Source organism: Rhodococcus phenolicus (assembly GCF_001646785.1).
Lineage (GTDB): Bacteria > Actinomycetota > Actinomycetes > Mycobacteriales > Mycobacteriaceae > Rhodococcus > Rhodococcus phenolicus.
Genome location: NZ_LRRH01000065.1, coordinates 30299 through 48144, shown reverse-complemented (window position 1 = coordinate 48144; position 17846 = coordinate 30299). Strand labels below are relative to the sequence as shown.

14 protein-coding genes are annotated in these 17846 nt (G+C 69.7%); 5 read left to right on the top strand and 9 right to left on the bottom strand.

The window, feature by feature from the left end:
- Nucleotides 1-39 precede the first annotated feature (39 nt).
- The 5 genes from coaD to A8G15_RS18630 form a co-directional block, all read right to left on the bottom strand.
- Nucleotides 40-531 carry a pantetheine-phosphate adenylyltransferase gene (coaD, locus tag A8G15_RS18650; RefSeq protein ID WP_068162858.1) on the bottom strand — a complete coding sequence of 164 codons (492 nt, stop codon included), beginning with the start codon at nucleotides 529-531 and terminating at the stop codon, nucleotides 40-42.
- The gene (gene rsmD, locus A8G15_RS18645) at nucleotides 528-1094 is read right to left on the bottom strand and encodes a 16S rRNA (guanine(966)-N(2))-methyltransferase RsmD (RefSeq protein ID WP_068162855.1); all 567 of its coding nucleotides are present in this window, start codon (nucleotides 1092-1094) and stop codon (nucleotides 528-530) included. The genes coaD and rsmD overlap by 4 nt, the downstream gene beginning before the upstream one ends.
- Nucleotides 1091-4492, bottom strand: a complete 3402-nt coding sequence (locus A8G15_RS18640) for a pyruvate carboxylase (RefSeq protein WP_068162853.1) — start codon at nucleotides 4490-4492, stop codon at nucleotides 1091-1093. The genes rsmD and A8G15_RS18640 overlap by 4 nt, the downstream gene beginning before the upstream one ends.
- A gap of 194 nt (nucleotides 4493-4686) precedes the next feature.
- Nucleotides 4687-7026, bottom strand: a complete 2340-nt coding sequence (gene recG / locus A8G15_RS18635; RefSeq protein WP_068162850.1) for an ATP-dependent DNA helicase RecG — start codon at nucleotides 7024-7026, stop codon at nucleotides 4687-4689.
- Nucleotides 7027-7064: 38 nt separating this feature from the next.
- Nucleotides 7065-8735, bottom strand: coding sequence for a DAK2 domain-containing protein (locus A8G15_RS18630; RefSeq protein WP_068162847.1), 1671 nt, complete (start codon nucleotides 8733-8735; stop codon nucleotides 7065-7067).
- 194 nt (nucleotides 8736-8929) lie between these two features.
- Here A8G15_RS18630 and rpmB point away from each other — a divergent pair, with 194 nt between their 5' ends.
- Both rpmB and A8G15_RS18620 read left to right on the top strand, forming a co-directional pair.
- Nucleotides 8930-9121 carry a 50S ribosomal protein L28 gene (rpmB, locus tag A8G15_RS18625; protein WP_068162844.1) on the top strand — a complete coding sequence of 64 codons (192 nt, stop codon included), beginning with the start codon at nucleotides 8930-8932 and terminating at the stop codon, nucleotides 9119-9121.
- 107 nt (nucleotides 9122-9228) lie between these two features.
- Nucleotides 9229-10050, top strand: coding sequence for an enoyl-CoA hydratase-related protein (locus tag A8G15_RS18620; RefSeq protein WP_068162841.1), 822 nt, complete (start codon nucleotides 9229-9231; stop codon nucleotides 10048-10050).
- 18 nt (nucleotides 10051-10068) lie between these two features.
- Here the strand turns inward: A8G15_RS18620 and A8G15_RS18615 are convergent, their stop codons facing one another.
- The 3 genes from A8G15_RS18615 to A8G15_RS18605 are packed head-to-tail and all read right to left on the bottom strand — an operon-like array spanning nucleotide 10069 to nucleotide 12282.
- Entirely contained in the window at nucleotides 10069-10779 is a 711-nt protein-coding gene (locus A8G15_RS18615; RefSeq protein WP_068162836.1) for a uracil-DNA glycosylase, read from the bottom strand.
- An 11-nt stretch (nucleotides 10780-10790) separates the two neighbouring features.
- Complete coding sequence (locus A8G15_RS18610) at nucleotides 10791-11312, bottom strand: gamma carbonic anhydrase family protein (protein WP_068162833.1); 522 nt, start codon at nucleotides 11310-11312, stop codon at nucleotides 10791-10793.
- Between the two features lie 10 nt (nucleotides 11313-11322).
- Complete coding sequence (locus tag A8G15_RS18605; protein ID WP_068162831.1) at nucleotides 11323-12282, bottom strand: thiamine-phosphate kinase; 960 nt, start codon at nucleotides 12280-12282, stop codon at nucleotides 11323-11325.
- Nucleotides 12283-12396: 114 nt separating this feature from the next.
- Here A8G15_RS18605 and A8G15_RS18600 point away from each other — a divergent pair, with 114 nt between their 5' ends.
- Nucleotides 12397-13023, top strand: coding sequence for a DUF3515 domain-containing protein (locus tag A8G15_RS18600; protein WP_068162893.1), 627 nt, complete (start codon nucleotides 12397-12399; stop codon nucleotides 13021-13023).
- 111 nt (nucleotides 13024-13134) lie between these two features.
- Here the strand turns inward: A8G15_RS18600 and scpC are convergent, their stop codons facing one another.
- Complete coding sequence (scpC, locus tag A8G15_RS18595) at nucleotides 13135-14685, bottom strand: succinyl-CoA:acetate CoA-transferase ScpC (RefSeq protein ID WP_068162828.1); 1551 nt, start codon at nucleotides 14683-14685, stop codon at nucleotides 13135-13137.
- A gap of 330 nt (nucleotides 14686-15015) precedes the next feature.
- Between scpC and A8G15_RS18590 the strand changes: the two genes are divergently transcribed.
- Nucleotides 15016-17118 (top strand): RecQ family ATP-dependent DNA helicase, encoded by a 2103-nt coding sequence (locus A8G15_RS18590; protein WP_068162891.1) that lies wholly within the window; start codon nucleotides 15016-15018, stop codon nucleotides 17116-17118.
- Between the two features lie 141 nt (nucleotides 17119-17259).
- The gene (gene ectA / locus A8G15_RS31485) at nucleotides 17260-17802 is read left to right on the top strand and encodes a diaminobutyrate acetyltransferase (RefSeq protein WP_068162826.1); all 543 of its coding nucleotides are present in this window, start codon (nucleotides 17260-17262) and stop codon (nucleotides 17800-17802) included.
- The last annotated feature ends 44 nt before the right edge of the window (nucleotides 17803-17846 follow it).

Here is a 17846-nt window from a genome sequence, read left to right as displayed (position 1 = left end):
CCGAGTTGTCGAAACCGTTATCCGCCGGACGTGCCGGGGCTACTTCGCCGCGGCGCGTTCCGCGATCCGCGCGAGCAGCCGCTTGTGGACCGTCGCGGGGAGCATGTCCGCGACGTCACCGCCGTACGTCGCGACCTCCTTGACGAGTGAGCTCGACAGGTAGCTGTAGGCGGGATTGGTCGCGATGAACAGGGTGTCGACACCGGTGAGCTTGTGGTTCATCTGCGCCATCTGCAGCTCGTAGTCGAAGTCGTTGGCGCCGCGGAGACCCTTGACGATCGCCGTGATGCCGTGTGCCTTCGCGTAGTCGACGAGCAGTCCCTGCCAGGCATCGACGCGGACGTTCCCGAGGTGCGAGGTGGCCTCGGCCAGCATTTCGAGCCGCTCGGGCACGGTGAACATGCCCTGCTTGTTCGGGTTGATCATCACGGTGACGACGACCTCGTCGAACTGCAGCGCGGTTCGGCTGATGACGTCGAGGTGCCCGTTGGTGACAGGGTCGAAGGATCCAGGACAGACGGCGCTGCTCATGATTCAGCACCGTAGCAGGTGGCGACCTCGATCCGGGTCTCCCCGTACTTGCGGACACGGCCGGCCTCGAGCGCCTCCGGCCAGGTTGTTTCCGGTGACCGCGAGGACCTTTCGAGCACCACCACCGAGCCGTCGCCGACCCAGCCGCCGTCGACGAGCGCAGCCAGCAGGCCGGACACCGCGTCTTCCGTCACCGCATACGGCGGATCCGCCAGCACCAGGTCGTAGACGCGGTCCGGGCTGCCGGCGAGGACGGTGGACACCGGCGCCGCGCGCAACACCGCACCGGTCAGCCCGAGCTCGGTGATGTTCTCTCGGATCACCGCCGCGGCCTTGGCGTCGGATTCGACGAGCAGCGCGTACGCGGCGCCCCGGGAGAGGGCTTCGAGGCCGAGCGCACCGGAGCCCGCGTAGAGATCCAGCACCGAGGCCCCGTCCAGATCCATCCGTGCATCGAGGGAACTGAACAGTGCCTCGCGCACGCGTTCGGATGTGGGCCGGGTACCGCGGGGCGGCACCTTCAGGCGCCGCCCCCCGGCCCGGCCCGCGACGATCCGTGTCACTCGGCGCTTTCCTCGGTGGCCACGACCACGAGCAGATCGCCGCCCTCGACCTGCTGCACGCCACCGATCGCGAGACGGGTGATCTGCCCACCGCGCGGCGCGGTGATCGCGGCTTCCATCTTCATCGCCTCGATCGTGGCGACGGTGTCCCCGGCGGCGACCTTGTCACCCTCACCGACGACGAGGGTGACGGTGCCCGCGAACGGAGCTGCGACGTGACCGGGGTTGTTCCGGTCGGCCTTCTCCGCGGCCGGGACCTCCGAGGCGATCGACCGGTCCCGCACCGAGACGGGACGCAGCTGGCCGTTGAGGATGCACATCACGGTGCGGAAACCACGCTCGTCCGCATCGGAGATCGCCTCGAGGCCGATGAGCAGTTCGACGCCCTTGTCGAGCTTGACGCGATGTTCCTCGCCCTGGCGCAGGCCGTAGAAGAACTGGTTCGCCGACAGTTCGGAGGTGTCGCCGTAGGCGTCGCGATGCTCTTCGAACTCGCGGGTCGGTGCCGGGAACAGCAGCCGGTTGAGGGTGGCGCGACGTTCGAGCGAGCCGGCGCCGAGTGCCTTCTCGTCCTCCGGCGCGAGTTGCGTTTCGGCCTTCGGCTCGCTGCGACCGGCCAGCGCTTTGCTGCGGAACGGTTCCGGCCAGCCGCCGGCCGGAGTGCCCAGTTCACCGCGCAGGAACCCGACCACCGAATCCGGGATGTCGAACCGGCCCGGCTCCGCGGCGAAATCGTCGACGGACACACCCGCACCGACCAGGTGCAGCGCGAGATCGCCGACGACCTTCGACGACGGGGTGACCTTGATCAACCGGCCCAGCAACCGGTCCGCGCCCGCATAGGCGGCCTCGACGTCCTCGAAGCGGTCACCCAGGCCCAGCGCGATGGCCTGCTGTCGCAGGTTCGACAGTTGACCGCCGGGAATCTCGTGGGTGTAGACCCGGCCGGTCGGCGCGGGCAGCCCGGACTCGAACGGCGCGTACACCTTGCGCAGCGCCTCCCAGTACGGCTCCAGGTCGCACACCGCCTGCAGGTCCAGGCCGGTGTCGAACTCGCCGTTGGCCGCGGCCGCGACGATCGCGGACAGCGCCGGCTGGCTGGTGGTGCCGGCCAGGGCCGCCGACGCACCGTCGACCGCGTCCGCGCCGGCCTGCCAGGCCGCCAGGTAGGTGGCGAGCTGACCGCCGGGGGTGTCGTGGGTGTGCACGTGCACGGGCAGGTCGAAGTTGGAGCGCAGCGCCGAGACGAGAGTCGCGGCGGCGGGGGCGCGCAGCAGCCCGGCCATGTCCTTGATCGCCAGCACGTGCGCGCCGGCCTCGACGATCTGCTCGGCGAGCTTCAGGTAGTAGTCGAGCGTGTAGAGGGTTTCGTTCGGGTTCGACAGGTCGCCGGTGTAGGACAGGGCGACCTCGGCGACGGTGGTGCCGGTCTCGCGCACCGCGTCGATCGCCGGACGCATCTGGTCGACGTTGTTCAGCGCGTCGAAGATCCGGAAGATGTCGATACCGGTGTCCGCGGCCTCCTGCACGAACGCGCGGGTGACCGCCTCCGGGTAGGGGGTGTAGCCGACGGTGTTGCGCCCGCGCAGCAGCATCTGCAGGTTGATGTTCGGGATCGCCTCGCGCAGCGCGGCCAGGCGCTCCCACGGGTCCTCGTGCAGGAACCGCAGCGCCACGTCGTAGGTGGCACCGCCCCACGCCTCGATGGACAGCAACTCGGGGGTCATCCGCGCCACGTGCCCGGCGACGGTGAGCAGGTCCTTGCTGCGCACCCGGGTCGCGAGCAGCGACTGGTGGGCGTCACGGAAGGTGGTGTCGGTGACCGCGAGGGCCTTCTGCTCGCGCAGCGCACGCGCGAAACCTTCGGGGCCGAGCTCGAGCAGCCGCTGCCGCGAACCGGCCGGGGGCTGGGCCGTCAGGTCGATCGCGGGCAGCTTGTCGTGCGGATACACCGTGGTGGGGCGCTGGCCGTGCGGCTTGTTCACCGTCACGTCCGCCAGGTACCGCAGGATCTTGGTGCCGCGGTCCGCGGAGGAGCGCTGCGTCAGCAGCTGCGGGCGTTCCTCGATGAAGGAGGTGGTGACGTTTCCGGCCCGGAAGTCCGGGTCGTCGAGCACCGCCTGCAGGAACGGGATGTTCGTGGCCACGCCACGGATCCGGAACTCGGCGACCGCGCGCCGCGCCCGCGCGACCGCGGCCTCGAGGTTACGGCCCCGGCAGGTCAGCTTGACCAGCATCGAATCGAAGTGGGCGGAGACCTCCGCGCCGACCGAGGTACCACCGTCGAGGCGGATACCCGCGCCTCCGGGGGTGCGGTAGCCGGTGATGCGGCCGGTGTCCGGGCGGAAACCGTTGGCCGGGTCCTCGGTGGTGATGCGGCACTGCAGCGCCGCACCGCGGATCGCGACGGAATCCTGCGACAGCCCCAGATCCGACAGGGACTCACCGGAGGCGATGCGCATCTGCGCCTGCACCAGGTCCACGTCGGTGATCTCCTCGGTCACCGTGTGCTCGACCTGGATGCGCGGGTTCATCTCGATGAACACGTGCCGGCCCTGCTTGTCGAGCAGGAACTCGACCGTGCCGGCGCACTCGTAACCGATCTGCTTCGCGAACGCGACCGCGTCCGAGCAGATCTTCTGCCGCAGTTCCTCCGACAGGTTCGGTGCCGGCGCCAGCTCGATCACCTTCTGGTGGCGACGCTGCACCGAGCAGTCCCGCTCGAACAGGTGCATCACGTTGCCGTGCTTGTCGGCGAGGATCTGCACCTCGATGTGGCGGGGATCGACGACGGCCTGCTCGAGGAACACGGTCGGGTCCCCGAATGCGGCGTCGGCCTCACGCGAGGCGGCCTCGATGGATTCGCGCAGCTGGCTGCGCTCGGCGACTCGGCGCATACCACGCCCGCCGCCACCGGCGACGGCCTTGACGAACACCGGGAATTCCATGTTCTCGGCAGCGGCGAGCAGCGCCTCGACGTCGGACGACGGTTCGGACGAGGCGAGCACCGGCAGACCGGCGGCCTTGGCGGCGGCGATCGCGCGGGCCTTGTTGCCGGTCAGCTCGAGCACCTCGGCGGGAGGACCGATGAAGGTGATGCCGGCCTCCGCGCACGCTGCGGCCAGGTCGGGATTCTCGGACAGGAATCCGTAACCCGGGTAGATCGCGTCGACACCCGCGGACTTCGCGGCCGAGACGATCTCCTCGACGGACAGGTACGCGCGGACCGGGTGCCCTTCCGTACCGATCTGGTACGACTCGTCGGCCTTGAGCCGATGCAGCGACTTACGGTCTTCGTACGGGAACACCGCGACGGTTCCGGCACCCAGTTCGTAGGCAGCACGGAACGCGCGGATTGCGATCTCGCCACGGTTGGCGACAAGCACTTTCGAGAACATTGGACGACGGTACCGCGCCGAAACACGCCGATTTACCCACCTGTTCCACATTGTGGGACGACGGCCCGGCTCACCGGGACTGAAACGATGCAGTTCGCGAATCGGTAACTCGCAGGTAATACCATGGATGTGCTCGTTTTAACCTCACGGTCCCGGCCGGCGGCCGGTGCGCAGAACGTTACGCGGTGACGGCGTCAGGATTTCTCGAGATATTCGACCCGGTCGGTGTCGAGCGCCGCGGTGACCATCCGCGCCAGACCGGGATGCTCGTCCAGCCCCGGGTCCTCGTCGGTCACCGCCCGCGCGAACGTCTGCGCCGCGGCGATGACCTCCACATCGTCGACGAGCGAGAGCAGCCGCAGCGTCGACGCCGTGCCGGACTGCGCGACCCCGAGCACGTCGCCCTCGCGACGCTGCTGCAGGTCGAGTTGCGCCAGCGCGAATCCGTCGGTGGTCCCGGCCACGGCGTCGAGACGCATCATCGCCTGCGAGCCGGGCCGGCTGTCGGTGACGAGCAGGCACAGTCCCTGGTGTCCCCCACGACCGACGCGACCGCGGAGCTGATGCAGCTGGCTGACACCGAACCGGTCGGCGTCGACGATCACCATCACCGTCGCCTTGGGCACGTCCACACCGACCTCGACGACGGTCGTGCACACCAGCACGTCGATCTTCCCGGCCCCGAAGTCCAGCATCACCGCGTCCTTCTCGTCCGCGGGCAACCGGCCGTGCAGCAATCCGACGCGCAGGTGACTCAATGCGCCGGTGGACAGCTCCTCGTACTGCTGCAGCACCGACTTCGTCTCCGGCGGCTCGGCACCGGCACGCGCACCCTTCCCGCTCCGGCCGCCACGGCCCTTCGCGGTGCCGCGGTCCGGTTCGGCGTCCTCGAGGACGAAGAAGTCGGCGTCGGCGTCCTCGTCCGCCTCGCCCTCCCCGATGCGCGAGCACACCACATAGGCCTGCCGTCCTTCCGCGACCTCCTCACCGATCCGCTCCCATGCACGGGCGACCCAGCCCGGATGCACCTTCGCCGGCACGACCCGGCTGACGATCGGCGAGCGCCCGCGCGGCAGCTCGGTCAGGGTGGAGACCTCGAGGTCGCCGAGGACGGTCATCGCGATCGTCCGCGGGATCGGGGTCGCGGTCATCACCAGCACGTGCGGGCTGGCCCCGTCGCGGCCCCGATTGCGCAGCGCGTCGCGCTGTTCGACGCCGAAGCGGTGCTGTTCGTCGATCACGACGAGACCGAGATCGAAGAAGTTCACACCCTGCTGGATCAGTGCATGGGTGCCGATGACGATCCCGGCGTCGCCGTTGACGGCGTCGAGCAGGGCCTGCCGTTTCCGGGCCGCGGGCATCGACCCCGTCACCAGGGTGACCTTGGTCGCAAGCTCGTGGGCGCCGAGCTCACCGGCCGCGGCCAGGTCCCCGAGCATCGACGTCAGCGACCGGGCGTGCTGCGCGGCGAGCACCTCGGTCGGGGCGAGCAGCGCACACTGGTGGCCGGAGTCGATGACCTGCAGCATCGCGCGCAACGCCACGATGGTCTTGCCCGAGCCGACCTCGCCCTGCAGCAGCCGGTTCATCGGATGCGACACCGACAGGTCCGCGGCGATCTCGTCGGCGACCGCGAGCTGCCCGGCGGTCAACTCGAACGGCAACCGCCGGTCGAATTCCGTGGCGATACCGTCGTCGCGGCGCGCGCAGACCGGGGCGGTGCGCACGGCGACGTCGTGGCGGCGACGGGCGAGCACCAGTTGCAGTGCGGTGGCCTCGTCGAAGCGCAGCCGCGACCGCGCGGCGCTCACCTGGTCCTTCGTGTCCGGCAGGTGGATGGTGCGGAGCGCCTCGTCCAGTCCGACGAGGGCGTGCTCGCGGCGCACCCAGTCCGGCAGGGGGTCGTCGACGACCTCGAGCTGGTCGAGGATCTGCCGCACACAGCGCATCACGGTCCACGATTCGACGTCGCGCGTGGCCGGGTACATCGGGATCAGCGCCCGGTCGAAGATCGACATGTCGATGCCGTCGCTGCCCTGCGCGCTGCGTGCCATCCCGGCCAGAGCGCCGGCACCGCGCACGCGGCCCGGTGCGGGTGCCGCTCCCCCGACCTCCGCGTCGCGTGGCTCGGGGAGGATCACGTAGCTGGGATGGGCGAGGCTCCACTTGTCCCGGAAATACTTGACGGTGCCGGAGAACATGCCGCGCACGCCGGGCTTGATGTTGTACTTCACCTTGTGCGGGTTGAAGAAGGTCACGTCGATCTTCTGCCGGTCCGACACCAGCACCACCGCGAGCCGCGTACCGGGCCGGCTCTTCATCCGCACCTCGTCGGCCTTCTCGACCCGCGCGATGATCGTGACGTGCTGGCCTTCCTCGGGCTGCGCGTCGCCGAGTTCCGCGCCCTGCGTCGCGTACCGGTGCGGGTAGTGGCGCAGCAGGTCCTCGACGGTCGACATGCCGAATGCGTCGAACAGGGCGTCGGCGGTCTTGCGGCCGAGAAGATGATCGAGTCGGTCCGCGAGTGTCGCCACTGCCGTCCTTCCGCCGTGCCGGCTTCTGCTCGGTGCGGCTATTCGACACCGAGTTGCAGCAGGTCGCTGCCCTGCCCACCGTGATACACCACGACCTCCACCTCGGGATGGTGCGCATCGAGGTGGGCGGTCAGCTGCTCGGTGAGGTCCTCGGGAGCGTCGGACCCGACCAGCATCGTCACGAGCTCTCCGCCCGCGGCGAGGACCTTGTCGAGAAGCGACGCGCCCGCTGCCACCAGATCATGCTCGATGACTACGACATCGTGTCCCGCCAGGCCCAGACTGTCACCCGGCTCGCACGTTCCCACCCAGGTCAGGGCACGTTCCTGCGCGACGCGCAGCGAACCCCAGCGGGTGGTCGCGGCGGCCTCGGTCATCGTGAACGCGTCGTCCACGGAGTCCCGTCCCGCGTCGTGCACGGCAAGGGACGCGAGTCCCTGCACCATCGACCAGCTGGGCAGGAACATCACCGCCCGATGGTCCTCGCGGGCCGCGGCACCGACCGCGACGAGATTCTGCTCGCTGAGCGATCCGTTGGGCAGCACCAGCACCTCCGGAGCATCGACGGCGCGGATCGCGTCGAGCAGCCCCGGGATCGTCATCGGGCGATCGGCCCGGACGACGACGGCACCCTCCGCCTCGAACAACTGCGCCGCGCCGTCACCCTCGACGACGGCGAGCACGGCCCGGCCCGACGCCGCGGGCGGATGCCGGTGCTCACCGGCGCAGCTGTCCCCGTGGACCGCGTCGAGCGCGAAGCACGTGATCTCGATGCGGTGGAGACGTCCTGCGGCCAGACCCGCCTCCACGGCGGCGCCGGGGTCGCAGCAGTGCACGTGCACGGACCATGTGCCGGCGCCGTCGCCCACCACCGCCACGGAGTCGCCGAGTGCGTCGAGGCGAGTTCGCAGCGTCTCCAGGTGCTCGTCGTCGGAGTCGCTCACGAAGTACATGACCTCGTAGTCCTGAGTTTCGCGGGTGACGTCGTGGACGAGGGTGTCGTCGAACCGGGAGTCGTCCGGTCTCGCCGCGGAACGCACCGGCGGCACGGGCCGCGTGGTGAGGGTCAGGCACCGGTCCGGCCGTTGCCCGGTCACGACCTCGACGAGTGCGTCGAGCAGGATCAGCAGGCCCAGTCCCCCGGCATCGACGACACCGGCCTCGGCGAGGACGTCGAGCTGCGTGACGGTGTGCTGCAGGGCGGCTGCGGCGGCGTCCGCGGCCGCGAGTGCGACGTCCGCGGGTGTCGCGCCGGCGCCGAGCCGGGAAGCACCGGCGGCCGCGGCGTGCAGGACGCTCACGATGGTGCCGTCGGCGGGTGTGCTCAGCGCGCGCATCACCTCGGCGGCTGCGCGATCGAGCGCCCGCGCCAGGCCGGCCGCGTCGAGCGGGTCGTCGGTGGCGGTGGCGTCGGCCATTCCGCGCAGCATCTGCGCGAGGATCACCCCGGAGTTGCCGCGCGCTCCGGTGAACGCGCCGCGCGCGAGAGCCTCGAGGACACCGGCCGCGCTGTCCGACGTGCCGGACGAGTGGAGACCGTCCACCGCGGCACGTACGGTGATCAGCAGGTTCGTGCCGGTGTCGCCGTCCGGGACGGGAAAGACGTTGAGGACGTTGATCTCGTCGCGACGCTCCTCGATGGCCTTCAGGCCGAGTTCCGCCCAGCGACGGAGCGCCCGTGCGTCCACCGCGTCCCCGGCTTCGAACAACTGTGGACACCCCTTCCCCCAACGCACCGAATTCCGATGCCGAAAGGGTAACCGCGTGGGCGGGAGGAGGCCGGTTTGGTCATCCGCCACCGGATTCGCTACTCTTGCAGGGTTGCCTCGCACGGGTAGCGACAGTTTCCCGTGTTCGTAGGTCGAGAATGACAATATCCACTACATAACAAGGAGTTCGCGACATGGCTGCCGTCTGCGACGTATGCGCCAAGGGCCCCGGCTTCGGGAAGTCGGTCTCGCACTCGCACCGGCGTACCAATCGTCGCTGGAACCCGAACATCCAGAGCGTGCGCGCCCAGGTTTCCCCGGGCAACACCCGCAAGGTCAACGTGTGCACCTCCTGCCTGAAGGCGGGCAAGGTCGTTCGCGGCTGATCGAGTCGAGACCACACGCGAGTACCCCCGGCGATCATCGTCGGGGGTACTCGCGTTTTGCCGAGTGTACGACGGCAGCTAATGTGCGAAATGTGACCGAAACTCCTGTGACCGACCTCTCCGCGAGCAGCACCGGTGCGTCCGAGGCCTCCCCGTCGCACGTCAGCGTGACCGACGGAGTCCTGCGTATCGCCGTGGCGACCGCCGAGAACGGCACCTCCCTGTCCCCCGCCGGAGTCGATCAGGGCACCGCCGCGTTGCGCGCCGCCGGACCCGAGATCGGCGCCGTCCTCCTGGTGGGTGAGGGCTCCAACTTCTGTGCCGGCGGAAACGTGCGCGGATTCGCCGGCGCCGACGACCGCCGCGAGCACGTCCGCGACATCGCCCACCGCTTCCACGAGTTCGTGCTGGCCCTCGACGCCGTGGGTGTGCCCGTCGTCGCGGCGGTGCACGGCTGGGCCGCGGGCGCCGGAATGAGCATCGTGCTGCACGCCGACATCGCACTCGGTGGTCCGTCGACGAAGCTGCGCGCCGCCTACCCGTCGATCGGGTACACGCCGGACGGCGGCATGTCCTGGACACTGCCGCGGGTCGTCGGTGTCGCGCGGGCCCGCGAGATGATCCTCACCGACTCCGTCCTCGGGGCGGACGAGGCGGTTCGCCTCGGAGTGCTGAGCCGGCTCGTCGCCGACGACGAGATCGAGAGCGAAGCGCTGCGGATCGCACGGACACTCGCCAACGGCCCCACGGCGGCCTACGCAGGGATCCGCCGGCTCGTGGCCGAGTCCGACCACCGGACGCTCGCCGAGCAGCTCGACGCCGAACTGGAGTCGATCTCGGCGGCCGCGGTGTCGCCGACCGGTATCGAAGGCGCGAACGCGTTCGTCGAGAAACGCCGCCCCGATTTTTCGGCGCTGAAGCAGAACTGACCCGGCGCGGGCCGGTGGTCAGGCCAGGCGCCAGTCCACCGGCTCGCCGCCCTGCTGTTCGAGCAGGGCGTTCGCGCGGCTGAACGGCCGCGATCCGAAGAACCCGCGGGACGCGGACAGCGGCGACGGATGCGCCGACTCGACGGTGGGCACGGTGCCGAGCATCGGCTTCAGCGTCGCCGCGTCCCGTCCCCACAGAATCGCGACCATCGGCGTGTTCCGTGCGACGAGCGCGCGGATCGCCTGTGCGGTGACCGCCTCCCAACCCTTGCCGCGATGCGACGCGGGCTGGCCCGGCTGGACGGTGAGCACCCTGTTGAGCAGCAGCACACCCTGCTCCGCCCACGGCGTCAGATCACCGTTCGCCGGTACCGGCAGGCCCAGGTCTTCGCTGTATTCCTTGTAGATGTTGACGAGGCTGCGCGGCACGGGCCGCACGTCGGGGGCGACGGAGAAGCTCAGGCCGACGGCGTGCCCGGGCGTCGGGTAGGGATCCTGCCCGACGATGAGCACCCGCACCCGGTCGAACGGCTGCGTGAACGCGCGCAGCACGTTGCTGCCGGCAGGCAGGTAGCCGCGCCCGGAGGCGTTCTCGGTGCGCAGGAACTGCCCCATGGCCGTGATGTCGTCGGCGACGGGCGCGAGGGCCTGCGCCCAGCCCTCCTCGACGACCTCGGTGAGCGGTCGCGGCCCGGCCGGGGTGTCCGGATCGGTGATCTGGTCGGTCATGGTGCTCGTTCCTAGTCGATGCGGCGCAGCGCGGTGCGGTAGTAGTCGGCGTTCGCCGCGTACATCTCTGCGTTCGCGGCGAAGTTGCCTTCCGGGATCTCGTGGCCTTCCCGGACCTTCGCGGGCACACCCATGGCCATGCGTCGTTCCGGCAGTTCGAACCGCGGCGGCACGAGTGCACCGGCGGCGACCTGCGATCCGGCGCCGAGGGTCGAACCGTTGAGCACGAGCGACCCGGACCCGACGAGGCAGCCGTCACCGATGGTGGCGCTCTCGATGTGGGCGTTGTGCCCGACCACGCAGCGGGCGCCGATGATCGTCGCCTGGATCGCGGTGCAATGGATGATCGTGCCGTCCTGGATGTTGGTGTACTCGCCGACGGTGATGTAACCGTAGTCGCCGCGCAGCACCGCCGTCGGCCACACCGACGCGTGCGCACCGAGGGTGACGTTGCCGATCACCACGGCGTCGGGATGCACCCAGGCATCGGGGTGGATATCGGGGACACGATCGCCGAGCGCATAGACAGCCATACTCGGAAACCTATCTCGAGAAGCTCTGCCATCCGCCGGGGCCCGTGTGGTCGCGGCCGTCGACGGTGACGCCCGATCCGGGGCGCACCGTCCCGATGCGACGCCAGCCGTCCGGCAACATCACGTCCGGCGGGAAGCACGCGGCCAGCGCGTGGTCCTCACCCCCGGTGAGCACCCACTCCCACGGATCCGCACCCACATCGGTGGCGGCGGCGCGCAGTTCGTCGTCGGGTTCGAGCAGCCCCGATTCGACATCGATCGCGACCGCGGACGCGGCCGCGATGTGGCCGAGGTCGGCGAGCAGGCCGTCGGAGATGTCGGTTCCGGCGCGGGCGCCGGCGCGGGCCGCGGCGACACCCGCCTCGTACGGCGGGTTCGGCACCCGGTGCATCTCGACGAGACCGGGGTGTCCGGTGTCGCCGGCGAGCAGCAGCGCCAGCCCCGCGGCGGAACGGCCCACGGTTCCGGCCAGGGCCACCACGTCACCGGGGCGGGCCGCGGTCCGCAACAGGGGCGTCCGGCCTTCGAGGTCGCCGAGGACCGTCACCGAGACGATCACCTGATCGGCCTGGACGAGGTCGCCGCCGACGACGCCCGCCCCCATCGCCTCAACCGCTTCCCCGAGACCTGCGGAAATCCCCTCGAGCACCTCGACGGGGGTACCGGGAGGGCATCCGAGGCCGACGACGAACGCGGTCGGGCGGGCACCGAGCGCCGCGACATCCGCACCGTTCTGTGCCGCTGCCTTGCGTCCGACCTGCTGCGGCGTCGACCAGTCCAGCCGGAAATGCCTGCCCTCGACGAGCATGTCCGTCGAGATCGCGACGCGGCCGTCGGACGCGGCGACGACCGCCGCGTCGTGACCCGGCCCGACGAGTGTCGACGCGGGCTGGCTCCGGCCGGCGGTCGCACGGTCGATGACGGGGAATTCGCCGAGGTCGGCAACGGTGGGGCCGGTGCGGTCGGGCACGGTGGCGGCTGTCTCCTTCCGGCTCCGGCCGGCAGGCCGACGCCTCGGTGGGCACGGAGGTTCTCGGGGCACTGATAGGTTCGAATCACGCTACCGCTCCCGAAAATGGACCTGATGATCGAATCCGATTCTTCTCCCGAACCCGACGGCTCCCGCGGGGCCGACACCGCTCCCACCGCGTCCGATGCGCAGAAGAGCGACGAGGACCGCCGCCATCCCGCGGTGATCGCCACGGCGATCGCACTGCCCGTCGCACTGCTCGCCGGAATCGTCGTCGCCGCGGTGATCGTCGACCGCACACCTATGCTCGGTCCGCTCGCGCTGGGTCCGGTACCCGCGCCGGAAGCCGAATCCGACGCGTGCGCGGGCCTGCTCGCGGCACTGCCCGAGAAACTCGGCGACTACGCGCGAGCCGAACTGGTCGATCCGATTCCGGCCGGCACCGCGGCCTGGCAGATCGCCGAGGCGGAACCGGTCGTGCTGCGATGCGGCCTGGACCGTCCGAGCGAATTCGATGCGGCCGCGGCGCTGCAGGTCGTCGACGGAGTGCAGTGGTTCGAGGTGTCGGGCGAAGCCGAGGGCATCGACGCGAGCACCTGGTTCGCGGTGGACCGGCCCGTGTACGTGGCGTTGACGGTGCCGAACGGGTCCGGGCCGACACCTCTCCAGGAGGTGTCGGCCGCGCTCGGTGAGGCGCTGCCGCAGCAGCAGATCGACCCGGCGCCGGTCGGCGGCAACTAGCTCTTTCCCTCGGGAATCCGTCGAAGTTGCACGGAGACAATCGAATCCACAATCGATCGGTCCCGGCACAGGTGTTCGAGCCCTGCCCGGCCGCGCCGGGCAGGGCGACGATCACGGACGCATCGAACCTGTTTCGACGAATCGCTGATGGAACGAGAAGGCGTCGCCGAGCAGGTGCGGGGTGTGCCCGGCGCCGGGCTCGGCCTCGGCGCGGGCGACGTACTCGTGCAACGCGTCCCGGTAGTCGGGGTGCGCGCAGTTGTCGATGACGACCCGCGAGCGGCGCCGCGGCGAGAGCCCGCGCAGATCCGCCAGGCCCTGTTCGGTGACCAGCACCTGGGTGTCGTGCTCGGTGTGGTCCACGTGGGGCACCATCGGGACGATCGAGGAGATGCTGCCGCCCTTGGCGGTGGACGGGCTCAGGAACATCGAGACGTAGCCGTTGCGGGCGAAGTCGCCGGAACCGCCGATACCGTTCATGATCTTGGTGCCCATGACGTGGGTGGAGTTCACGTTGCCGTAGATGTCCGCCTCGAGCATGCCGTTCATGGCGATGAGGCCCAGGCGCCGCACCACTTCCGGATGGTTGCTGATCTCCTGGGAACGCAACACGATCCGCTCGCGGTAGAAGTCGATGTTGGAGACCAGCTCGTCGATACCGGCCGCGCTCAGCGCCAGCGCCGTCGCCGACGCGAACCGCACGGTGCCGTGCTTGATCAGGTGCAGCATGCCGTCCTGGATGACCTCGGAGTAGCAGGTCAGACCCTTGTGGGGTCCCGCGTCGAGTCCCTGGAGCACAGCATTGGCCACGTTACCGATGCCCGACTGCAGCGGCAGCAGCGAATCGGCAGGCAGCCGACCGCGGGACACCTCGTGTTCGAAGAAGTCGAGCACGTGCGACGCGATCGCCTGGCTCACCGCGTCCGGCGGGGTCAGCCCGCTGGCGCTGTCGCGGACGTTCGTCTCGACGACCGCGACGACCTTGTCGGGGTCCACCCGGAAGGTGGTCTGTCCGATACGGTCCTCGACGCCGGTGAGCATGATGGGTTTGCGGTCGGGCGGCAGCGCGGTGCCGTAGTAGACGTCGTGGATGCCCTCCATCGCGGCAGGCACCCAGGAGTTGACCTCGAGGACGACCTTCTCCGCGACCTCGAGCCAGGTCTTGTTGTTGCCGATCGACGTGGCCGGGACCAGTTCGCCGCTCTCGGTGATTCCGGAGATCTCGACGACCGCGATGTCCACATGCCCGTAGTACCCCTCCCAGACCTGCTGGGCGACGTGCGAGAGGTGGATGTCGACATAGTCCATGGAGCCGGCGTTGATGCTGCGGCGGGCGGTCGGCTCGGCCTGATAGGGCATGCGCAACGACACGCCGTCGACCTCGGCGAGCATCCGCTCGGTGTCGGGCGCGACCGACGCGCCGGTGAGCAGGTTCACCGTGAAGTCCTCGCCTGCGGCCCGGGCGAGGCGGATCCGCTCGGCGAGCGCCGGAGTCACCGCCTTCGGAGTGCCCGCGCTCCCGAAACCGCTGATCGCGACGGTGTTCCCGGCGTGGATGTACTTGACCGCCTCCTCGGCGGAGACGATCTTGTTCCGAAACACGGAGTTACGGATCCGGTTCGACTCCGCCGTGACTTCGGGGAGGAGGTGGTGCGCGTTCATGCCCCTCAGATTAGACGTGGCGACGAAAGGCCCGTCACATTCTCCGAGCGCGAGGGACCCACACCACTCACAGTGGGCACCGCCACACGGCCACCGAACGGTACTCGTGAACCACTGCACCACAACGCTTTCCGAACCGATACCGAACTTCGGACCCGAGGCGGCCCGATCGGCGCGCCGACCTCCGGCGAACAGCGACCGGGGCGCGCTCGTCGCATCATTGCAACCGCTCGCCGCGCCGGGGCGCGCGCTCGACGCGGACGGACCATGATCGTGGCAGCATTCGCGTGACCCGTGTCCGTGTCACCCCGGTCCGGCACGATGGTCGGCATGAGTACCGCGACGACGAATCTGCGCGACGAGGCCGAACGACTGCTGCGCGAGCTCGCCGGTCCGCACGCGCGGCTGCGCGAGGACCAGTGGACGGCGATCGAGGCGCTGGTGGTGCAACGCCGCCGCGCCCTCGTGGTGCAGCGCACCGGCTGGGGCAAGTCCGCCGTGTACTTCATCTCCGCGAAGCTGTTGCGCGCGCATGGACACGGCCCGACGGTGATCGTCTCGCCACTGCTGGCGCTGATGCGCAACCAGGTCGAGGCCGCCGAGCGCGCCGGGGTGCAGGCCGCAACGATCAACTCGGGCAACGTCACCGAGTGGGACGAGATCCACGAGCGCATCGCCTCGGGCGAGATCGACGTGCTGCTGGTCAGCCCGGAACGGTTGAACAATCCGGATTTTCGCGATCAGGTGCTGCCGGCTCTGGCCCGAGACGCCGGGCTCGTCGTCGTCGACGAGGCGCACTGCGTCTCCGACTGGGGGCACGACTTCCGGCCGGACTACCGGCGGATCCGCACGCTCGTCGCCGAGCTCGGGGAGGGCATCCCGGTGCTGGCCACGACCGCGACCGCGAACGACCGGGTCGTGGCGGACGTGGCGGCCCAACTCGGTGTCGGTGAGGGCACCGGGGAGACGCTCGTGCTGCGCGGCGGGCTCGACCGGCCGTCGCTGCACCTGTCGGTGGTGCGGATCGACGAACCGGCCCGGCGGGCGGCGTGGCTGGCCGAGCACCTCGACGAGCTGCCCGGTTCCGGGATCGTCTATGCGCTGACCGTGTCGGCGGCTCAGGATCTGGCCGCGTTGCTCGCCGAGCGCGGGTACGCGGTCGCGGCGTACACCGGGCAGACCGACACCGCCGAGCGTGAGCAGCTCGAGGCGGACCTGCTGAACAACCGGGTCAAGGCGCTGGTGGCGACCTCGGCACTGGGGATGGGCTTCGACAAGCCCGACCTGGGGTTCGTGGTGCATCTCGGGGCGCCGTCCTCTCCCATCTCCTATTACCAGCAGGTCGGCCGCGCGGGTCGGTCCACCGACCGCGCCGAGGTTGTACTGCTGCCGGGCCGGGAGGATCAGCAGATCTGGACGTGGTTCGCTTCGGTCGCGTTCCCCGGCGAGTCGCTGGTGCGGCGGGTCGTCGAGGTCCTCGACACCGAGCGTCCGCAGTCGACGCCCGCGATCGAGCCGCTGGTGGATCTGAACAGATCGCGACTCGAGATGGTGCTCAAGGTGCTCGACGTCGACGGCGCGGTGCGCCGCGTCAAGGGCGGCTGGGTGGCGACCGGGCAGCCCTGGCACTACGACGCGCCGCGCTACGCCCGGCTGGAGGAGGCCCGTGCCGCCGAGCAGGCCGCGATGCTCGAGTACGAACGCACCACCGAGTGCCGGATGCTGTTCCTGCGCCGGCAGCTCGACGATCCGGAACTCACCACGACCGTCGAGGGCTGCGGACGGTGCGACAACTGTTCCGGCGCCCGCTGGAGCACCGATGTCGACGAAGCCGGTGTCGCGCGAACCATGGCCCGCCTGGACCGGCCCGGGGTCGATCTGGCTCCGCGCAAGCAGTGGCCGACGGGCATGGCGAAACTGGGCGTACCGCTGTCCGGGAAGATCACCGACGGTCCCGAACCCGGGCGGGTGCTGGGCCGGTTGTCGGATCTGGGGTGGGGGCCGCGGCTGCGGGCGCTGCTGGACGGACCGGATGCCCCGGCTCCGGAGGAGCTCATGCGGGCCGCGATCTCGGTGCTCGCGGCGTGGGACTGGGCACAGCGCCCGGTCGCGGTGATGGCCGTCGAGTCGGAGTCCCGTCCATTGCTCGTCGGCTCGCTGGCCTCGGGACTGGCCCGGGTCGGCCGTCTGCAGGATCTCGGCACGCTGCGGTCCCGTCCCGGGCGGCCACCGGTGACAGCGGCGAACTCCGCCTATCGCATCGCCGCACTGGTCGATGCCTGGATCCCGCCGGAGCTCGACGGGGTGCACGGTCCCGTCCTACTGGTCGATGCGGTGACCGATACGGGGTGGACGCTGACGATGGCAGCACGGGCGCTGCGCGCTGCCGGCGCGGAGGCGGTGCTGCCGTTCGCGCTGGCGAGCCCGAAATAATCGGTACGTTCGCACCGATTGCTACACGATGTGACTCAACTCACTCGGGTGTCCTTACCTGCGCGTAGGCAAGGGTTCCGATGTCCGATTTCAGCGACGCGCGTGATTTCGGCACGAAGGATTGTTACGTTGCCATTGCTTATGACGCCCGTTACGGAGAGAAGTACCCCGACCCCTGCACCGGCCGAATCGAACCTGCGGTCACCGGCCGAATTGCAGTTCAGGACACCTCGGATCGCAGACGGAATTCGGATGTGGGAAATCGCCCGCGATTCCCGAGTGCTCGACGTCAATTCCGGTTACGCATACGTACTGTGGTGCCGCGACTACTCGGCAACCTCGGTCGTCGCGACCGACGAGTTCGACCGGCCCGTCGGATTCGTGACCGGTTACCGCCGTCCCGAGTCACCCGCCACGCTGTTCGTGTGGCAGGTGGCCGTCGACGCGGATCAGCGAGGACGCGGTGCGGCCGGTCGTATGCTGCACACTCTCCTGGACCGGCTCCGCCCCTGCGGCGTGACCCGCCTGGAGACCACCATCAGTCCGGACAACACGGCCTCGATCGCATTGTTCACGGCCGTCGCGCAACAGCGCGGCACGCATATCACGCGGACCGATCTGTTCGCGCCGGACGATTTTCCCGATTCACACCTGGCCGAAGATCTCTACACAATCGGCGACTGAATTTCGGTCCCGATCCACAATTCAAAATCAGGAGGAGCACCCAA

Bases quoted from the DNA above. Each gene is read 5' to 3' on its own strand.
- A8G15_RS18640 (WP_068162853.1), bottom strand. From the start codon at position 4,492: ATGTTCTCGAAAGTGCTTGTCGCCAACCGTGGCGAGATCGCAATCCGC.
- A8G15_RS18590 (WP_068162891.1), top strand. From the start codon at position 15,016: ATGAGTACCGCGACGACGAATCTGCGCGACGAGGCCGAACGACTGCTG.
- A8G15_RS18600 (WP_068162893.1), top strand. From the start codon at position 12,397: ATGATCGAATCCGATTCTTCTCCCGAACCCGACGGCTCCCGCGGGGCC.
- A8G15_RS18615 (WP_068162836.1), bottom strand. From the start codon at position 10,779: ATGACCGACCAGATCACCGATCCGGACACCCCGGCCGGGCCGCGACCG.
- scpC (WP_068162828.1), bottom strand. From the start codon at position 14,685: ATGAACGCGCACCACCTCCTCCCCGAAGTCACGGCGGAGTCGAACCGG.
- coaD (WP_068162858.1), bottom strand. From the start codon at position 531: ATGAGCAGCGCCGTCTGTCCTGGATCCTTCGACCCTGTCACCAACGGG.
- A8G15_RS18610 (WP_068162833.1), bottom strand. From the start codon at position 11,312: ATGGCTGTCTATGCGCTCGGCGATCGTGTCCCCGATATCCACCCCGAT.
- ectA (WP_068162826.1), top strand. From the start codon at position 17,260: ATGACGCCCGTTACGGAGAGAAGTACCCCGACCCCTGCACCGGCCGAA.
- rpmB (WP_068162844.1), top strand. From the start codon at position 8,930: ATGGCTGCCGTCTGCGACGTATGCGCCAAGGGCCCCGGCTTCGGGAAG.